Annotated in this window: 12 protein-coding genes and 1 pseudogene; 1 reads left to right on the forward strand and 12 read right to left on the reverse strand. The window is 72.6% G+C overall.

Features of this window, described 5'->3' with window-relative positions; genetic code table 11:
• Nucleotides 1-131 precede the first annotated feature (131 nt).
• Nucleotides 132-1,375: pseudogene (locus QRN56_RS18720) on the forward strand (kynureninase).
• Between the two features lie 30 nt (nucleotides 1,376-1,405).
• On the opposite strand, the gene QRN56_RS18725 reads toward QRN56_RS18720, so the two are convergent.
• From QRN56_RS18725 to QRN56_RS18780, 12 genes are all read right to left on the reverse strand, one after another.
• Nucleotides 1,406-2,263, reverse strand: a complete 858-nt coding sequence (locus QRN56_RS18725) for a nucleotidyl transferase AbiEii/AbiGii toxin family protein (protein ID WP_285105759.1) — start codon at nucleotides 2,261-2,263, stop codon at nucleotides 1,406-1,408.
• Nucleotides 2,260-2,820 carry a type IV toxin-antitoxin system AbiEi family antitoxin domain-containing protein gene (locus tag QRN56_RS18730; protein WP_285105760.1) on the reverse strand — a complete coding sequence of 187 codons (561 nt, stop codon included), beginning with the start codon at nucleotides 2,818-2,820 and terminating at the stop codon, nucleotides 2,260-2,262. Before QRN56_RS18730 ends, QRN56_RS18725 begins: the two co-directional genes overlap by 4 nt.
• A gap of 227 nt (nucleotides 2,821-3,047) precedes the next feature.
• Nucleotides 3,048-4,685: an AMP-binding protein gene (locus QRN56_RS18735; RefSeq protein ID WP_285105761.1), complete on the reverse strand. Its 1,638-nt coding sequence runs from the start codon at nucleotides 4,683-4,685 to the stop codon at nucleotides 3,048-3,050.
• Between the two features lie 113 nt (nucleotides 4,686-4,798).
• Nucleotides 4,799-5,602: a serine hydrolase gene (locus QRN56_RS18740; RefSeq protein WP_285105763.1), complete on the reverse strand. Its 804-nt coding sequence runs from the start codon at nucleotides 5,600-5,602 to the stop codon at nucleotides 4,799-4,801.
• A gap of 22 nt (nucleotides 5,603-5,624) precedes the next feature.
• Entirely contained in the window at nucleotides 5,625-6,338 is a 714-nt protein-coding gene (locus QRN56_RS18745) for a type 1 glutamine amidotransferase (RefSeq protein ID WP_285105764.1), read from the reverse strand.
• A complete protein-coding gene (locus tag QRN56_RS18750) occupies nucleotides 6,335-7,546 on the reverse strand; it encodes an ABC transporter ATP-binding protein (RefSeq protein ID WP_285105765.1) in 1,212 nt (403 codons plus the stop codon). The genes QRN56_RS18745 and QRN56_RS18750 overlap by 4 nt, the downstream gene beginning before the upstream one ends.
• Nucleotides 7,539-8,684 carry an ABC transporter ATP-binding protein gene (locus QRN56_RS18755; protein ID WP_285105767.1) on the reverse strand — a complete coding sequence of 382 codons (1,146 nt, stop codon included), beginning with the start codon at nucleotides 8,682-8,684 and terminating at the stop codon, nucleotides 7,539-7,541. The genes QRN56_RS18750 and QRN56_RS18755 overlap by 8 nt, the downstream gene beginning before the upstream one ends.
• A complete protein-coding gene (locus QRN56_RS18760; RefSeq protein WP_285105768.1) occupies nucleotides 8,681-9,613 on the reverse strand; it encodes an ABC transporter permease in 933 nt (310 codons plus the stop codon). Before QRN56_RS18760 ends, QRN56_RS18755 begins: the two co-directional genes overlap by 4 nt.
• A complete protein-coding gene (locus QRN56_RS18765; protein WP_285105769.1) occupies nucleotides 9,606-10,610 on the reverse strand; it encodes an ABC transporter permease in 1,005 nt (334 codons plus the stop codon). The genes QRN56_RS18760 and QRN56_RS18765 overlap by 8 nt, the downstream gene beginning before the upstream one ends.
• A gap of 121 nt (nucleotides 10,611-10,731) precedes the next feature.
• The gene (locus tag QRN56_RS18770) at nucleotides 10,732-12,369 is read right to left on the reverse strand and encodes a peptide ABC transporter substrate-binding protein (protein WP_285105770.1); all 1,638 of its coding nucleotides are present in this window, start codon (nucleotides 12,367-12,369) and stop codon (nucleotides 10,732-10,734) included.
• A 174-nt stretch (nucleotides 12,370-12,543) separates the two neighbouring features.
• A complete protein-coding gene (locus QRN56_RS18775; RefSeq protein WP_285105771.1) occupies nucleotides 12,544-16,701 on the reverse strand; it encodes an endo-1,4-beta-xylanase in 4,158 nt (1,385 codons plus the stop codon).
• A gap of 275 nt (nucleotides 16,702-16,976) precedes the next feature.
• The gene (locus QRN56_RS18780) at nucleotides 16,977-17,654 is read right to left on the reverse strand and encodes an ABC transporter ATP-binding protein (RefSeq protein WP_285105773.1); all 678 of its coding nucleotides are present in this window, start codon (nucleotides 17,652-17,654) and stop codon (nucleotides 16,977-16,979) included.
• Between the last annotated feature and the right edge of the window lie 30 nt (nucleotides 17,655-17,684).

Consider the following 17,684-nt stretch of genomic DNA (forward strand, 5'->3'; position numbering starts at 1 on the left):
ACTCTTGTCGAGTTCTTGCGTTTGAATGGCACGGACTTTACTGATGCCGGGACTGGGGCGTCAAGGGCTCCGCGGGGTCGGCCGCTTGCAGGACGTACGCTCGGGCCGGAACCGAACGACCTGGAGCCTCCGTGACCGACACCGCACCGTCCGCCGACCTGCCCGCGCCGCCGTCCGCCGCCCTGCCTACCGCGCTGCGCGACCGCGCCGCCGCCCTGGACGCCGCCGACCCGCTGGCGCGCTACCGCGACCTCTTCGCACCGAGCGAGGGCCTGATCGCATATCTCGACGGCAACTCACTGGGCCGGCCGCTGACCGCCACCCGCGAGCGGCTGGCGTCGTTCGTGGACGGGCCGTGGGCAGCGCGCCTGATCCGGTCCTGGGACGAGGGCTGGATGGACGCGCCGACGGAGCTCGGCGACACGCTCGGCCGGGTCGCGCTGGGAGCGGCGCCGGGTCAGACCGTCGTCGCGGACTCGACGACCGTGCTGCTCTACAAGCTGGCCCGCGCCGCGGTCGACGCCCGCCCGGGCCGTCGGGTGATCGTCGCCGACACCGAGAACTTCCCCACGGACCGGTTCGTGCTGCAGGGCATCGCGGCCGAGCGTGGCCTGGAGCTCCGCTGGATCACGCCCGACGCCGAGGCGGGCGTGACGCCCGACGAGGTGGCGGCCGCCGTCGGGCCGGACACGGCGCTCGTGCTGCTCAGCCACGTCGCCTACAAGTCCGGCTACATCGCCGACCTGCCCGCCATCACGCGCATCGTGCACGACGCCGGGGCGCTGGTGCTCTGGGACCTGTGCCACTCGGCCGGCTCGGTGCCGTTGGCGTGGACATCGCCGTCGGCTGCACCTACAAGTACCTGAACGGCGGGCCGGGCTCGCCCGCCTTCGCCTACCTGGCCGCCGGCCTGCAGGGCGAGGTGCGCCAGCCGGTCCAGGGCTGGATGGGCGCCGCCGACCCGTTCGCGATGGGCCCCGAGTACGAGCCCGCCACCGGGATCCGGCAGCTCGTCAGCGGCACGCCGCCCATCGTCGGCATGCTGCCGATGCGCGACATGCTCGCCCTGATCGAGGAGGCCGGCATGCCGGCCGTGCGCGAGAAGTCGCTCGCGCTGACCGCGTTCGCGCTGGAGGTCGCCGACGAGCACCTGCCGGGCGTGCGCGTGGCCTCGCCGCGCGACCCCGAGCGCCGCGGGAGCCACGTGATGCTCGACCACCCGGACTTCAAGCGCGTGGTCGCCCAAGCCTGGGAGCGGGGCGTGATCCCGGACTTCCGGCCTCCGCAGGGCCTCCGCGTGGGCCTCAGCCCGCTGAGCACGAGCTTCTCGGAGGTGGCGCACGGCCTCTGGACGATCCGGGAGCTCCTGGGCTGACGGTTCGCGTGGGCGGTCAGCGGATCCCGATCATCTGCTGAATACCGGGTCGAGGACGGCGGCGACCAGCGCCATCTGGTCGTCCAGCTTCTCCTCACTGATCTCTTCGATCCGTTCCTTACGCCGCCAGGCTGCCCACTTGTCCTGCCCGACGCCGCCGTAGCCGGCCACGATCGGGCTAATCGGTCCGAGCTTGACGCCTCGATAGCCGGCGACCGACTCGACGGCGCGGCGCAGTTCGGCACCGTCGATCGTGTGCCGGGCCGGCAGCTGCACGATGTCGACGTAGTCACGCCATCGAGTGCTGGTCGTCCCGCGTTCCAGGATCGTCACGCCCTTCTCCGCGATCACCGTCTCCGGGCGGTAACCGGTGACCGCGATCGGGTCGCCGATCACTCGCGGGATCCGGACGGTCCGGGGTGCGGGCACGATCGGATCGCCGGTCGAGATGTCCCAGGCGACCTTGCCCTGCCACGAGGCGAGCGTGACGGAGGTGCGCATCCGCAGGCCGGGGTACTCGGCGTCGTCCCGGATCTCCTGGATGGAGATCGAGTCGAGGTCGAAGGTGACTCCGTCGTCGGCGTCGACCGCGGCGGCGTCGTGCACCACCCGCAAGATGTGTACAGGCGTGACGGACGCCCTGATCGCCTCGGCGTCCAGGTCCTTCGTCGGCCGACGCACGTCATAGGCCGTCAGCAGGATGCCACCCTTGAGGACGAAGGCGTCGGCGTGCGCCGTCTGCGTGATACGGAAGAGAAACGACTCGAGCGCATGGCGGGTCAGGTATTCGCCGGTCGCCACGGGCTTGCCCGTGCGGGCGGCGTCGCTGCGTGCCCTGGCCTGGATCGCGCGGTAGACCTCGGCGCTCCTTGTCATGGCAGCGGTCATGCCAGCGCCTCCAGGGCGATCTCCAGCGGTCCACGGCTCCGCGGCAGCTGGGTCGCGATCGCCATGAGTCGCGCCGGCTTGCCGCCGCGTCGCAGCCACTCGCGCAGGGCGTCACGCCCGAGCTCGTAGCCGAGGGAGCCGCGGAGGCGGAACACGTCGGCGATGGTGCGCTCGGCGGAGTAGAGGCCGATCCGCAGGCCTGAACCCGGGATCACGATCTCGTCGCGGTCCAGCCCGAAGGTCGCTCGGTCGAAGAGATGCCACGCGATAGCCGAGTCGGTGGCCGGTCGTCGCGAGCCGCGGGGGACGGCAACGTCGAGCAGTGCGGGAATCGCATCGGTCAGGTCGTAGTAGGCGAGCGCTGATGTCAGGCAGACCGTGGCGTCCGGGCGTCTGGCTGCTGCCTCGACCCATTCCCACTCGGCGGGTTCGGCGTCTGCCGCCCGATAGATGCCACGAGCGATGCGATCGAACCGTCCGTCGCGAGCGGCGCGGTAGAGGCTGCTACGGGACACACCAAGACGGTCGGCCTGCGACACCCTGACCGCGTCAGTCATGCTGCACCTCCTGCATTGAGACGAACCGTATACAGATAACGGTATCTGTATACGGTTTGATTCGCGCGCCAGGCCTCTGGCTGATCCGGGAGCTCCTGGGCTGACGACGATCCCCTTCGAGGCCTAAGTTTCTTCGCTTTCAGGCCGCTGAAAGCGAAGAAACTTAGGCCTCGAAGAGAATCTGCCCGGGGGACGGCGGCGGCCGACCCGGCGGAGGGGTCCGCGGGTCAGGGGAGGTCGCGGCGGACGACCTTGCCCGTCGGGTTGCGGGGGAGCGAGTCGAGGAAGTGGACGTCGCGGGGGAGCGAGAAGCGCGGGAGCGTGTCCCGGAGCCGATCGACCAGGGCCTCGGCGGTGAGCGTCGCGCCCTCGCGCAGCACCACGTAGGCGGCGAACCGGTGGCCGAACCTCTCGTCGGGCACACCGAACACCGCGACGTCCGCGACCTCGGGCAGGGCGGTGATCGCGTCCTCCACCGGGCGGGGGTAGACGTTCTCGCCGCCCGAGACGATCATGTCGTCGGCGCGGCCCACCACGTACAGCCGGCCCTCGGTGTCGAGGCGGCCGCGGTCGCCCGTGGCCATCAGGTCGCCAAACATCGGCTTGCCCGTGCCGTTGGTGTACCCCTCGAACAGCATGCCGTTGCCCACGCAGATCTGGCCGACGTCGCCCCGCGGGACGGGCCGGCCGTCGTCGTCCAGGATGCCGATGCGGGTGCCCAGCGGCGGCCGCCCCGCCGTCGTCGGCTGCACGGCGAGGTCCGCGGGCGTGGAGATCGACGCCCAGGAGGCCTCGGTCGAGCCGTACAGGCCGTAGAGCACCGGGCCGAACTCGTCCAGGAACTGGGTGATCCGTTCGGCGGGCATGGCCGAGCCGGAGTAGGCGACGACGCGCAGGGACGACGTGTCGTACCGGGCCTTCACCTCGGCGGGCAGGTCGAGGATGCGCTGCAGCATGACCGGCACCGCGATCAGCGCCGTCACCTGCTGCTCGGCGATCGTCCGGAGCGTCTGCTCGGCGTCGAACCGGCGCGGCAGCACCAGCTCCGCGTGCAGCGCCATACCGAGCTGCAGGGCCGCGAGCCCCCACGTGTGGAAGATCGGCGTGGTGATCATCATGCGGTCGCCGGCCCGCAGCGGGATGACCGACAGCAGTGAGGCGGCCTCGCTCAGGCCGTGCGGCTGCGGCCGGCGGGCGCCCTTCGGGGTGCTCGTGGTGCCCGACGTCATGACGACGGTCCGGCCCGGCTTGTCGGGGATCGGCACCCGAGCCGGGTCGCCGTTCGTGATGAGCCCGGCGAGGCCGGAGGCGCCGTCGTCGGCCCAGGTGGTGAGGACCGGCAGGTCGGCGGGCAGGTCGGGCTCCTGGTCCAGGAACTCCTGGTCGGCGAGGAGCAGCGCGGGCCGCTGCTCGGCGACGACGGCGGAGACCTGCGCGGGGGAGAGGCCCGAGTTGAGCAGCAGCGTGGTCGCGCCGAGCTTGGCCAGCGCCACCATGGTCTCGAGGAGGCCGCCGTGGTTGCGGCACAGCACGGCGACGGGCGTCCGCGGGCCGACGCCGCGGTCGCGCAGGGCGTTGGCCAGGCGGTTCGCGCGGTCGTCGAGCTCGCGGAAGGTCACGCTGCGCTGCTCGTCGGCGAACGCCGTCTGGTGCGGGGTGCGGACCGTGCTGGCGCGATAGCCGCCGGCGATCGAGGGGCCCCACGTGACGAGCTGCCAGATCGCGCCGACGTCGCGGTGGATCCGCAGGCCCGGGGCGAGCACACCCGACCTGACGAGGTGGAAGCCCTGGTTGAGCAGGTTCTCCCTGCGGTCGACCTGCGCGAGTCCGCCGGGGCGGACCTCCGCGGCACTGGTGGTCAGCACGTCGCCCCCTTTGGCTCGCCACTATTGCACCCGCATTCAATAGGAAACGGGTGCGGGAGGCAACCCTCGGCAGCGCGGGGCCGGTCCGGCAGGAGCCGCGGCAAGGGCCCGCGTCAGGCCAGCGAGACCGCCAGGGCCCCCAGCGCCTTGAGCGTCTCCTCCGCGGCCTGCTCGTCGTAGCCGCGGGTGCACACCGCGATCACCAGGGCGTCTGGACCGGGCTCGCCCACGAACGCGACGTCGTGCCGGATGCCGTCCACCCAGCCGGACTTGGAGCCGAACGGGACGGCGCCCGGCTCACCCGGGCCGGGGACGGCGGCCGTGAGCTGCCGGTCCGTCTGGCGGCCGAGCAGCTCGCACATCCAGGCGGTCCGCTCCGGGCCCGCGAGCGCGCCCGTGACCACGCCGGACATGAGCAGGCACAGGTCGGCCGCCGTCGTGCGGTGCGAGGCGCCCGCCTTCTCGGCGGCCAGGTCCGAGTACTTGCGGCCGAACGTCGACCGCGTGGCCCCGGCGTCGGCCAGCACCTTGTTCACGGCGGGCAGGCCCACGCGCTCGGCGACCATGTTGGTCGCCTCGTTGGAGGAGACCGTGACCATCCGGTCGATCACGTCGCCCAGCGGCATCGGCGTGCCGTCGGGCGGCAGGCCCTCGTCGACGTCGTCGGGCTCGATCGTGTACTCGCCCGCGCCGGGCACCTGCGAGGTGAAGGTCCGGGTCGCGGTGCACGTCTCGTCGAGGCGCGCGGTGCCGGCGTCGAGCTCGCGTGCGGCCGCCACCAGCACCGCGAGCTTCACGGTCGAGGCGGCGTAGAAGTCCAGGTCGTCCTGGCGCGCGGCCAGCACCTCGCCCGAGGCCCGCGCGATCCGGTAGGCCACCACCGGCACCCCGTCGCTGTGCGTTCCTGTCGACACCATGTGCGTTCTCGTCCTCTCGTCGTCACTTCGCCGCGGCGTGCACGACGTCGGCCCAGGCGCGCACCAGCGCGCGCGACTGCGCCTCGTTCTCGTCCGCCCGGGCCAGCGCCGCCTCGGCCAGCGCCGCCCGGTCGATGCCCTGCTCCGAGAGCGCGGCCTCGTCCCAGGTCGCGACCCGCTCCGGCCGGGCCTCGGGATGGAACTGCAGGCCCCAGGCGGCCTCGCCCACCCGGAACGCCTGGTTGCGGCAGGCCTCGCTCGTCACCAGCAGCGTGGCCGACGGCGGCAGCGTGGTCACCGAGTCCTCGTGGTTCTCGATCATCCACAGCGGTCCGTCCGGCACTCCCGGCAGGTCGCCGAAGACCGGGTCGCCGGCGGCGGCCGGCAGCACCGTGAGCGGGCACATGCCGCGCTCCGTCTCGCCGGACCGCGCCGTCACGCCGCCGCCCGTGACGTGCGCCAGGAGCTGCCCGCCGAGGCACAGCCCGAGCAGCGGCACGCCGTCGGCCAGCGCCTGGAGCGTCAGCGCCCGCTCGCGGGCCAGGAACGGGTGGCCGGCGTCGTCGTCCGGCATGAAGCCGCCGCCCAGCAGGACCACGCCCCCGAACCCGGCGAGGGTCTCGGGCAGCTCCGCGCCCGGGACGAGGGCCGGGTCGAGCCCGGCCTCGGGGAGCTGCTGCTCCAGCCGGCCCATGGAGCTGGTGGACGAGTTCAGGACCACCAGGACGCGCGTCATGCGCCGGTCCCGGGCGTGGCCAGCTCGCGCGCGAAGTGGCAGGCGGCGACGTGCGCCGCGGCTCCGGCGGCCCCTGCGTCCGCCGAACCCCGGGCGACCAGCGCGGGCACGTCCGTCTCGCACACCTGCGGGATCAGCCGCAGGCCGCGGACGGCGTCGGCGGAGGCCGCCTCGCGCCGTGCCTCCGGCAGCGTGGGCGCCAGCCAGCAGCGCGTGTGGAACGGGCAGCCCGACGGCGGGTCCACCGGGGAGGGCGGGTCGCCCTCCAGCACGATCCCGCCGACGCCGGGCTGCCCGGCGCCCGCGACGGCGCCATCGGACGAGCTCGCACCGACGGCCCCGCCCGCCGGGACGAGCCGCACCGACGGGTCGGGAACGGGCACCGCGGAGAGCAGCGCCTGCGTGTACGGGTGCTGCGCGGCGTCGTACACCTCGGCCTCGGGCCCCTGCTCGACGATGCGGCCCAGGTACATGACGGCGACGTCGTGGGCGATGTGCCGCACCACGCCGAGGTCGTGCGCCACGAACAGGTAGGACAGGCCCAGCTCCTCCTGGAGGTCCTCCAGCAGGTTGATCACCTGGCCCTGCACGGACACGTCGAGCGCCGAGACCGGCTCGTCGCAGACCAGGATCTTGGGCCGCAGGGCGAGCGCGCGGGCGATCCCGACCCGCTGCCGCTGCCCGCCCGAGAACTGGTGCGGGTACCGGTTCGCGTGGTCGGGGTCGAGGCCGACGAGCTCCAGCAGCTCGCCCACCGCGGCCCGCCGCCCGCCCGCCGGGTCGATGCCGTGGATCGCGAACGGCTCGCCCACGATCTCGTTCACCGACATCCGCGGGTTCAGCGACGTGTACGGGTCCTGGAAGACCATCTGCACGTCCCGGCGGAGCTGCTTGCGGCCCGCCCGGGACCGGCCCGTGACGTCCTCGCCGTCCACCAGCACCTGCCCGCTGGTCGGCGTCTCGACGCCGACGAGCACGCGGGCGAGCGTCGACTTGCCCGACCCGGACTCGCCGACCAGGCCGAGGGTGCGACCCCGGTCCAGGGTGAGCGAGACGCCGTCGACCGCCTTGACCGCGGCCGCCGAGCGGCGCAGCAGCCCGGAGCGCACCGGGTAGTGCTTGACGAGGTCGCGCACCTCGAGCACGGACTCGCCGGGCTCGGGCCGCTCGTCGACGAGACCGGCCCCCGCCGGTCGCGACTCAGTCATCGGGGTCTCCCTTCGGCCCGGGCACCGACGTGCCGGACGCCGACGTCGTCACGCCGGCCTCGGGGGCCGGCTCCCGTCCGGCCATGATGTCCGACGCGAAGTGGCACGCCGACATCCGGCCCTCTGCCGGGTGCGCCGCGGGCGGCACCTCGGTGCGGCAGATGTCGCGCGCCGCGTCGCACCGCGGGTGGAACGGGCAGCCCGGCGGCATCGCGGCCGGGCTGGGCGGGCGGCCCGGGATCACGGGCAGGCGTCCCGTCCCGGCCGCGGACGGGATCGACCGCAGCAGCGCCCGGGTGTACGGGTGCGCGGGGGTCGTGTAGACGGGCACCACGGGAGCCTGTTCGACGGCGCGGCCCGCGTACATGACCGTGACGTCGTCGGCGACGCCCGCCACGACGCCCAGGTCGTGCGTGATCAGCACGAGGCCCATGTTCCGCTCCGCCTGGATCTCGGCGAGCAGGCGCAGCACCTGCGCCTGGACCGTCACGTCGAGGGCGGTGGTGGGCTCGTCCGCGATGAGCACGTCGGGGTCCATGGCCAGCGCCGACGCGATCATCACGCGCTGGCGCATGCCGCCGGAGAACTGGTGGGGGTACTCCTTCACGCGGGCCTTCGCGTTCGGCACCTTGACCAGGTCGAGCAGCTCGACCGCCCGCCTCCGGGCGTCGGCGCGGGACAGCCCGCGCCGGGCCCGGAGCGCCTCCGTGAGCTGGAAGCCCACGGTGTGCACGGGGTTGAGCGCGGCGAGCGCGTCCTGGAACACCATCGCCACCTGCTCGCCGCACCGGGCGCGGTGCTCCTTGCGGCTCAGGGTGAGCAGGTCGGTGCCGGCCAGGCGGACGCTGCCGCGTGCGACCCGCGCCGTGTCCGGGAGCAGGCCCATCACGGCCAGCGAGGACACGGACTTGCCCGAGCCGGACTCGCCCACGATCGCGAGCGTGCGGCCCGCCTCCACGCGGTAGGACAGCCCGTCGACGGCGCGCACCACGCCGTCGGGCGTCCGGAACTCGACGGCGAGGTCGGTGACCTCGAGCAGCGCTCTCTGCTCGCCTTCGCCGCGCTCCGCGCCGGGCGAGTGCCTCGTTCCTCGGCCCTCACCCTCTGCTGCGGTCCGCATGCGGCTCGCCGGGCTCATGCGGAGAGCCTCGGGTCGAGGGCGTCACGCAGGGCGTCGCCGAGCACGACCAGCGCGAGGACGGTCGCGACCAGGCAGATCAGGGGCGCGAGCAGGATGTGCGGGGCGCCGCCGAGCACCCATTCCGAGCCCTGCTCGATCTGGATGCCCCAGCTCGTCGCCGGTGGACGGACGCCGATGCCCAGGAAGGACAGCACGGCCTCCGCGCTGATCACCCCGGCCACGGAGGTGGGCAGCAGCGCGGTGACGGTGCCGATGGCGTTGGGGAGCACATGCCGGACCATGATGCGCAGGTCCGACGCGCCCAGCGAACGCGCGGCGGTCACGTAGTCCAGGTTCTTCGCCTCCAGGGTGCTGGCCCGCACGTAGCGGGCGTACGGCATCCAGCCGAACAGGATGAGCACCACCGCGGGCAGCAGGATCACGTTGAACGTGCCGGTGCCCAGGTCGACGCCCTTGAACAGGGACAGCACCAGGAGTGCGGCCAGCAGCAGCGGGATCACCAGGAAGACCTCGACGGCACGGGAGACCAGGTAGTCCACCCAGCCGAGGTGGTACCCGGCGAGCAGGCCGAGGGTGACACCGATCAGCAGCGAGACGCTGACCACGACGACGGCCAGCAGCAGCGACGGCCGGATGCCGTGCACCAGCGTGGCCAGCACGTCGCAGCCGAGCGCGTCGGTGCCCAGCGGGTGCTCGCCGCCCCAGCCCTGTGGTGTCGTCCGGGCCTCCCGGATCGGGCACGTCCGGGGGCTGGTGGTCGTGAACAGCGTGGGGAACGCCGCCATCAGCCCGAAGAAGGCGAGCACGACGGCCGCGGCGATCGTGTCGGGCCGGCGGCGGAGCCGGCGCCAGGCGTCGGCGAGCGGGCTCGACGGTGCGCCTCCCGGGCGCCGCGCGGTCGGTGCGGGTGTCACGGCGTCACTCATAGCGGATCCTCGGGTCGAGCAGGGCGTAGGCGATGTCGACGACGATCATCACCACGACGGTCACCGCGGCCAGCAGGGTCACGACGCCGAGCACGAGCCCGACGTCGTCGTTCCGGACGGCTTCCCACAGGACGCCGCCCATCCCGTAGATGTTCATCAGCCCCTCGGTGATCACGGCCCCGCCGAGCGCCTCGGCGAAGGTCAGGCCGACGGCGGTGACCACGGGGACCGACGAGTTGCGCACCACGTGGTGCACGACGACGCGCCTCTCGGTCAGGCCCTTCGACCGGGCCGTACGCACGTGGTCGCCCTGGTAGGACTCGAGCTGGCTGGCCCGGACCAGACGGATGAACGCCGCCGACCCGGCCAGGCCGAGCAGGATCCCGGGGACGACCACGGTCGCCCACGGGTGGTCGGGGTCGAAGGACGGCTTGAACCAGTACGGCGGCCAGCTGTTCTCGCCGAACGTGTCCTCCGCCCAGCCGTTCAGGGGCACGGCGACGACGTACCGGTAGACGATCAGCAGCACGAACACCGGGAAGGCGTCGATCAGCACCGACGTGAGCCGGATGCCGTGGTCCCCGGCCGAGCCGCGCCAGCGGGCGGCGGCCGAGCCGAGCAGCATGCCGAGCGCCAGCCAGGTGACCAGCACGACGCAGAACAGGCGGAGGGTGTTCGGCGCCGCCGTGGCGACGATCTCCGAGACCTCACGACCGCGCAGGTTGGTGCCGAAGTCGCCCTGGGCGTACTGGCCGAGGCGCTCGACGAACGGCCCGAGGCACGGGTTGCCCACCTGGTCGTAGCAGGGGTCGTCGAGGTTGAAGCGTTGCTCGACGGCGGCGATCTGCGCCGGGGTGGCGACCTTGTCGCCGAAGAACGCCTGCGCCGGGTTGCCGTTGAGCTGGATCGCGACGGTCGTGAGCAGGTGCAGCAGGAACATCACGAGCAGCAGGGTGCCGACCGCCTGGACGGCGCGGCGAAGGATGTAGCGCCCCATGGGGTCCTTCCGGGGGGTATGGGGACGCGCGGACGGCGGGCGGGCGCCGGCCGGGCCCGGCGGGATCGGTGTCCCGTCAGGCCCGGCCGGCGGTGCCGCTCCGGTCCGGCGTGGTGGTTCGTTACGCCGTGACCTCGATCTTGCGGAGGATCGGCGCGCCCGAGAACGGGTTGAGGATCACGTTGTCCAGCCGGTCGCTGTAGTAGGTGGCGCTGAAGCTCCAGCGGAACGGGATGGTCGGGAACTCCTCGGCGAGGATGGCCTCGGCCTCCTGGTAGAGAGCCACCGACTCGTCGAGCGACGGCGCGGCCGCCGCCTCGTCCAGCTTGGCCTCGAAGTCCTCGCTGTACCAGCCCCAGTGCCCGGCGCCGGGCTCGCCCGAGGCGTAGAAGCTGAGGTAGTTCTCGTTCAGCGGGTAGTCCGGGAACCAGTTGTTCCGGAACATGCCGTCGAAGCCCTGCGCCGCACGGGTCGAGAAGTAGTCGTCGCTCGACACGATGTTGAGCTCGTACGGGATGCCGAGCACCTCCTCGATCGAGTTGCCGATGGCGGTGAAGTACTCCACCTCGGCGTCGTCGTCACCCAGGCTGATCTGCAGCTTCTCGCCCTCGGGCCAGCCGCCGGCCTTCTCGAGCGCCGCCTTGGCCGCCTCGGGGTCGAACACGCACCACTCGCACGTGCCCGCCTCGCCGCCGGGCACGCCGCCCGGGACCACCCAGGAGTCGGCGGGCGTGGCCTGACCGCTGCCCAGCGAGGAGATGATGCCCTCGCGGTCGATCGCCATCGAGATCGCCTTGCGGAACTCGATGTCGTTCCACGGGCCCTCGGTGTAGCCGGAGAAGCCGAGGTACGTGAGGGAGGCACCGGGGCGCTCGACGTAGCGCTCGGAGAGCTCCGGGTCGTTCTTCGCGGACTCGACCTCGGCGGTCGGCGGGTACGAAAGGTCGAGGTCGCCGGCCTTGAAGTCAGCCCACCCGGCGGTCTCGCCCGCCGCGTACTCGGTCCAGTGGATGGCGTCATAGTCCGGCGTCTCGTCGAGCGGGTAGTCCGCCCACTTCTCGACGGTGAGCTCCTGGCTCTGCTGCCAGTCGGTCACCTGGAAGGGGCCGTTGCCGATCGGCTCGAGCGCGCACTTCTCGACGTCGTCGAGGCACTCCTGCGCGATCGGGAAGAAGCCGGTGTAGCCGAGCATCGTCGCGAAGCCGGCGAACGGCGAGCTGAGGGTGACCTCGAGCGTCAGGTCGTCGGTGACCTTCAGCCCGGACAGCTCGTCGGCGGCGCCCTCGGCGGTGATGTTGCCGTCGTCGTCGGTCGTGGGCTGCATCTCGTCGTAGCCCTCGAAGATGCCGAAGAAGTAGTTGGAGTACAGACCGTTGTCGCCGTCGGCCGTGTAGTTCCAGGAGCGGGCGAACGCCTCGGCGTCGACGGGCTCGCCGTTCTGGAACGTGAGGTCCGGCTTGATCTTGATGGTCCAGACGGTGTTGTCGTCGTTGGGCTCGATGGACTCGGCCACGTAGTTGTACGGCTCGGTGGTCTCCGGGTCGTACCGGACCAGACCGTCGTAGACAACGTCGAGGACGCTGATGTTGTCGTAGGCCCCGGCGTCGCCGGGGAACAACGTCTCCATGTCCTGGCTGATCCAGGTCTCCAGGGTGACCGGCCCGTCGGCCTCGACGGTGTCGCTCGGGGTACACCCGGCCACGGTCAGGGCCACCACGGCCGCCCCCGCGGCCAAGGTGGTGATGCGTGCTTGCCTCACTGATTGCCTCCCCAGTTCGTCTCCCCGGTCAACTGGCGGGGAGGTTTGGACCATATCGCCACGGAAGTGGGGCCGCCTGGAAAGTCGTGTTAACCGTCTGTAACGATTCGTCAGGTCTCCTTCCTTGCGAGCGGCCAGCGCTCACGCGGAAGGAGACCCGACGAACGGCGGGTGTCAGCAGGCGCCGAGGTCCCGCCACGGACCCCACGGCGTGGCCGAGGGCTCCTGGTTCCGGCTGTACCACTGGGCGGTCCAGCGGTGGCCGTCGTGCACCGCCGACTCGCCGCCGTCGTACACCCAGGTGGACGTCCAGGCCGGGTACGTGCCGCCGGCGCAGGCCTGCGGAGCGCCCACCTCGGCCCACGGTCCCCACGGCGTGGCGCCCGGGGTCTGACCGCGTGTCCACCACAGCGCGGTGAACACCGCGCCGTCGTGGCTCACCTGGTCGCCCGCCGTGTACACGGCGCTCGCGGACCAGGCCGGGGCCGCCGGTGCCGCCGGCTCGACGAGCCGTCCCACGCCCCAGCGGGCGGTGGACTGGTAGCCCGTGCCCGTGGGGTCGGCCCAGTTGCGGACGGCGGTCCGCGCGCCGCCGGTCGCGTCGTTGACCTGGAAGTCCAGACCGTGGAACGTGCCCGGGCCGCCGTAGGACAGCAGGTCGACCGACGCCTCGACGCGGTACCCGCCGTCCGTCGCCGTGGCGGCGCTGGACACGCGGGCGCGCTGCGCCGCCTCGTCCCCGGTCCCGAACGACACGGCGCCCAGCGCGGAGACGCGGATCTGCGTGTCGTCGGCCCGGTAGCCGCCGTTCTTCGCGTTGCCGCCGTCCACGTAGATCTCCACCGAGTCCTGGATCCACGGGTCCGAGCCGGAGACGTCGACCACGGGGTCGGCGACGTCCGCCAGGACAAACAGCGTGCCGTCCCTCCACAGGGTGCGGACGGTCGCGACGGCGCCGCCCGCACCCTCGACCTGCTTGGTGGTGGTCACCGCGGGACCCGCCGTGTCCCACACGCCGTCCACGTCGCCGTCGACCACCGGTGCCCGCGCGGCCTGGGCGACCTCCAGGTACGACAGCTCCTCGACCAGCGTGAGCGTGCCCGCGGCACCCGGCGAGTTCCACGCGGTGGTCTCGTCGCCGCTGGTCACCCGGGCGTCGAACGTGGCGGTCGCACCTTCGGCGAGGGTCGCGGGCAGGTGCACGACGACGTCGTAGCCGCCCTCCCGCTCGCTCACCTCCGCGTCCGCGCCGTCGCCCGTCGACCCGTCCCGGCCCACCACGTACTCGGCGTCGTCAAGCACCAGGGTGACGGCGTCACCGGCGTCCGCCGCGGCGTCGTCCACCGCGACGAACGCCGTCAGGCGGTCGGCCGCCCAGCGGAGCTGGAAGGCGACCGCGCCGCCGTCCGGTGCGTCGAACGTGTGCCGCGGCAGGCGGTCCCACTGCGGGGACGCCGCGGCCGAACCGTCCAGCGGCACGTCCCCCGCGAACACGTTCGCCGTGCGCAGGCGGGCCGGCAGCTCCGCCCCGGCCGCGCCGTGGTAGGCGGGCTTTGCCTGGAACCGGTCGTCGAAGAGCAGCGGCGCGCCGCTGTCGACCCGCCACGACCGGCCGTCGGTCAGGCCCCACGCGGTCACGCTGAACAGGTCCTCGGCGTGCGCGCGGAACACGTCGAACGCGTCGCGGTAGTAGTAGCCCTGGTCCACCAGCCGGGCCCGGCTGACCGGCGTCCCCGTGGTGACGTCCAGCTCCGTGACCGCCTGCGTGACCGGCAGGTCCGCGAACCGCTCGATCGCGCCCTCCAGCGCGCTGACCGGCATGGCGAGCGACACGTGGAACTGGTGCCCCACGCCGTCCACCGGCACGCCGCGCTCCAGCAGCCGGTCCACCAGCGCGCGGTACCGGTCCTGCTTGCCGCCCTGCTCCGTGTTGTAGTCGTTGATGAACAGGGTCACCGGCCGCTCGGCCACCGTGTCCGACGGCGGGGCGGCGTATGTCTCGTTGAACGCCTCGTCCGCGTACTCGAACGCGAGGTCGATGTACTCCTCGCCCAGGATGCGGAACCACTCGCTGCGGCGCAGGCCGTCCGGGTTCTCCGCGCCGTCCGAGACCACCTCGTTGACCACGTCGAACGCCACGAGCGGGTTCGTGTCCGAGCCGAAGAGCCCGTAGTCGTCGCTCAGGTTCTCCGCGATGCCGAAGACGTGGGCGCGCAGGCGCTCGCGGAGCACCGCCCGGCCCGCCTCGTCGGCCGCGAGCGGTTCGCCGGCGTCGTCCTGGAAGAACCAGTCCGGCGTCTGGCTGTGCCACACCAGCACGTGGCCGTAGACCCGCAGGTCGTCCTCCTGCGCGAAGTCCATCAGCGCCGTCGCCTCGGGGTGCCGGCGCAGCGTGCCGTCGGCGTCGTACCAGGCCTCGGGCTTCATGTGGTTCTCGGGCGTGATCTGGCCGAAGTGCCTCCTCAGCAGCTGCGCGGCCGCCCCCGACGTCTCGCGGCTGTCGATCGCGACGCCCACCGGGAAGCCGACCGTCTCCTGCAGGCCGGTCAGGTCCTCGATCAGCGGCGGCTCCGGGACGGAGACCACGATGTCGTCGATCAGCCAGTCGCTGGTGTTGCCGCCGTTGTACGCCGTCTCGAAGTAGAGCAGCGCGCTGTCGTGGTCCGGCATGGTGAACGTGGCGGTCACCTCGGTCCAGCCGCTGCTGGTCAGGCCCGTGAACTGGCCGAGCGTCGAGAACGTCTGGGTGCCGTCCACGGTGCTGGCCAGGCTCAGCCAGACGTCGCCCGGCGTCTGCCCCACGGGGAAGCGCACCCAGGCGGAGACGTCGTAGGTGACGCCGGCCCGCAGCACGCCGGTGACGTCCCGGCCGATGCCGTCGCCCGTGGCGTCGCGGCCGGTGACCGCGGCCGCCCAGGTGCCCCCGTGCGCGTCGGCGTCCGTGGCCGCGAGCGTGAAGTCGGAGGCGTCGGTGCCGTTGCGCGGCGCCCACCCGCCGAGGGTGCCGTCCTCGAAGTCGGTGCCGAGCACCGTGCCCGACGCCGGGGGCGTGCCCTGCGGGAACGTGAACTCCCAGCCGTCGGCGAGGCGCTCGCTGACGACCGTCCGCACCGCGGCGAGCGTGCCGGACCGGTCGCCGCCGCCGTCGTGCGTCAGGACCAGCTCGCCCGGGACCATGGCGGTGCGCAGGTTGGCGGTGAGGGTCGGGACGTCCTGGGTCTCCCAGTCGGCGATCGTGTTGCGGACGGCGAGCGGCTGCATGCCCAGCTCGACCGCGACGCCGGGCGTGACGCCCCAGGAGCCGTTCGGGGCGCGCCAGAAGGGGACCTTCTGGTTCGGGTCGCCCAGTGCGTCGCGGATGATCCCCAGGTTCGCGACCAGGTCGGCGCGCACCTGCTCCTGCGTCCAGGAGCCCATGTCGGCGTACGACGTCGAGTGGTTGCACAGGACGTGGCCCTCGGCGACGATCCGGCGCAGCAGCGCGGCGCCGCCGTCGGCCTGGATGTTCTGCCCGATCACGCAGAAGACGGCCTTGAGGTCGTGCTCGGCGAGGAAGTCCAGCAGGGCGGGCGTGGTGCCGGGGTTCGGGCCGTCGTCGAAGGTCAGGGCGGACACGTCACCGCTGCCCTCGGCCGCGTGGACGGGAGTGGGTACGGGATCGATCGCGCCGCCGGGCACGACGTCGTCCGGGGGAACCGTGTCGGCGGTGGTCACCATGATGTCGTCCACAAGGATGGTGTAGGGGGCGTCCTGGTCGGTGCTGCCGAGGTAGGCCTGCAGCTCGGCCGGGTCGGCGTCGGCGTCGGCGGTGTACGTGCCGGTCACCGTGGTCCACCCGGTGCCGACCGTGGTGTTCCCGACCCAGGTGTAGGCCGGCTTCACGACGAACCGGACGCCGGTGCTGGTGGGGGCGGGCGGGTCGGTGGGTTCCGCCGGCTCGGCGAGGCGGGCGCGCATGCTGAACGTGTAGGTGAGGCCGGGGCGGAAGATCCCGGTGGGGGACTGGATGCCCTCGTAGTCGGCGGCCCGGGTGATCGCGAGCACGCTGCCCGCGCCGTCGGGGTCCGCGACGACGTCGAGGCCCGCGCCGCCGCTGGGGGTCCAGGTGCCGGTGGTGCCGTCCTCGAAGTCGACGGCGGTGACGACGGTGGCGGCGTTCGCGGCCCCGGCGGGTGCTGTCGCGGCCGTGGTGGCGGGCGCGGCGATCAGGGCGCCGGCGGCGACGAGCGCGGCGGCGCCGAGGCCGGCGGCCGAGCGGTGTGTGAAACGGCGTGTGAAACGATTTCTGCCGGGCGAGCGATCTCGGGCGATGAAACGATTTCGACGAGGCATGCTGCGCTCCCTTGCGCGTGTCTCCGGTGGGGCGAACGCCGGAGCGACGGTGCCGCGGCGAACGTAGGGGCAGCGTAGCCAGCCTGCCCGGATGCCGTCGAGACCCGGCCGAACAGATCAGCCGACCGCTGAGGTGGACGCATGCCCAAGGCGCCACGCCCACGAGATCGGCACCTTGCATCGAGATCGGCACAGGCCTGTGCCGATCTCGATGCAAGGTGCCGACTCGCTGAGGGAACTGCCGACCTCGCTGAGGGGACTGCCGACCCGGGGCGTCAGGCCGCCGTCAGGTCCTTGACCGCGCCCTTGGCGATGCGCAGGCGGCGCGGCGTGCGCTGTGCGACCACCGAGTCGTGCGTGACCAGCACGATCGTCAGCCCCTGGTCCTTCCACAGGCCCACGATGAGGTCGACGATCTCGTCGCGGGTCTCCTCGTCGAGGTTGCCGGTGGGCTCGTCCGCCAGCAGCACCTTCGGGTTCTTCACCAGCGCCCGCGCGATCGCGACGCGCTGCTGCTGCCCGCCCGAGAGCTCGCCCGGGAGGTGGTCCCCGCGGTCGCCGAGCCCGACGGACTCCAGCGCGGCCAGCGCCCGCGCCGTCCTGGTCTGCCGCGGGATCTTGGCCGGCACGAGCGCCGTCTCCACGTTCTCCAGCGCGGTGAGCGTGGGGATGAGGTTGAAGTTCTGGAACACGAAGCCGATGGTCTCGGCCCGCGCGGCGGTGAGCTGCGCGTCGCTCATCCCGGCGAGGTCGGTCCCGTCGAGCTTGACGGTGCCCGACGTCGGCCGGTCGAGCCCGCCGAGCATCTGCAGCAGCGTGGACTTGCCGCCGCCGGTCGGTCCCTGGACGGCGACCAGCTCGCCGTCGCCGATGGTCAGGGAGACCCCCTTGAGCGCGCGCACCACGCGCTTGCCCTGCTGGTACGTCTTGGTCAGGTCGTCGATCTGATACATGGGTAGACCTTTCAGTTCACGCTCTGCTTG

Source organism: Promicromonospora sp. MEB111 (assembly GCF_030209445.1).
Taxonomy (GTDB): Bacteria; Actinomycetota; Actinomycetes; order Actinomycetales; family Cellulomonadaceae; genus Promicromonospora.

Bases quoted from the DNA above. Each gene is read 5' to 3' on its own strand.
- QRN56_RS18755 (WP_285105767.1), bottom strand. From the start codon at position 8,684: ATGAGCCCGGCGAGCCGCATGCGGACCGCAGCAGAGGGTGAGGGCCGA.
- QRN56_RS18775 (WP_285105771.1), bottom strand. From the start codon at position 16,701: ATGCCTCGTCGAAATCGTTTCATCGCCCGAGATCGCTCGCCCGGCAGA.
- QRN56_RS18780 (WP_285105773.1), bottom strand. From the start codon at position 17,654: ATGTATCAGATCGACGACCTGACCAAGACGTACCAGCAGGGCAAGCGC.
- QRN56_RS18765 (WP_285105769.1), bottom strand. From the start codon at position 10,610: ATGGGGCGCTACATCCTTCGCCGCGCCGTCCAGGCGGTCGGCACCCTG.
- QRN56_RS18725 (WP_285105759.1), bottom strand. From the start codon at position 2,263: ATGACCGCTGCCATGACAAGGAGCGCCGAGGTCTACCGCGCGATCCAG.
- QRN56_RS18730 (WP_285105760.1), bottom strand. From the start codon at position 2,820: ATGACTGACGCGGTCAGGGTGTCGCAGGCCGACCGTCTTGGTGTGTCC.
- QRN56_RS18740 (WP_285105763.1), bottom strand. From the start codon at position 5,602: ATGGTGTCGACAGGAACGCACAGCGACGGGGTGCCGGTGGTGGCCTAC.
- QRN56_RS18745 (WP_285105764.1), bottom strand. From the start codon at position 6,338: ATGACGCGCGTCCTGGTGGTCCTGAACTCGTCCACCAGCTCCATGGGC.
- QRN56_RS18760 (WP_285105768.1), bottom strand. From the start codon at position 9,613: ATGAGTGACGCCGTGACACCCGCACCGACCGCGCGGCGCCCGGGAGGC.
- QRN56_RS18750 (WP_285105765.1), bottom strand. From the start codon at position 7,546: ATGACTGAGTCGCGACCGGCGGGGGCCGGTCTCGTCGACGAGCGGCCC.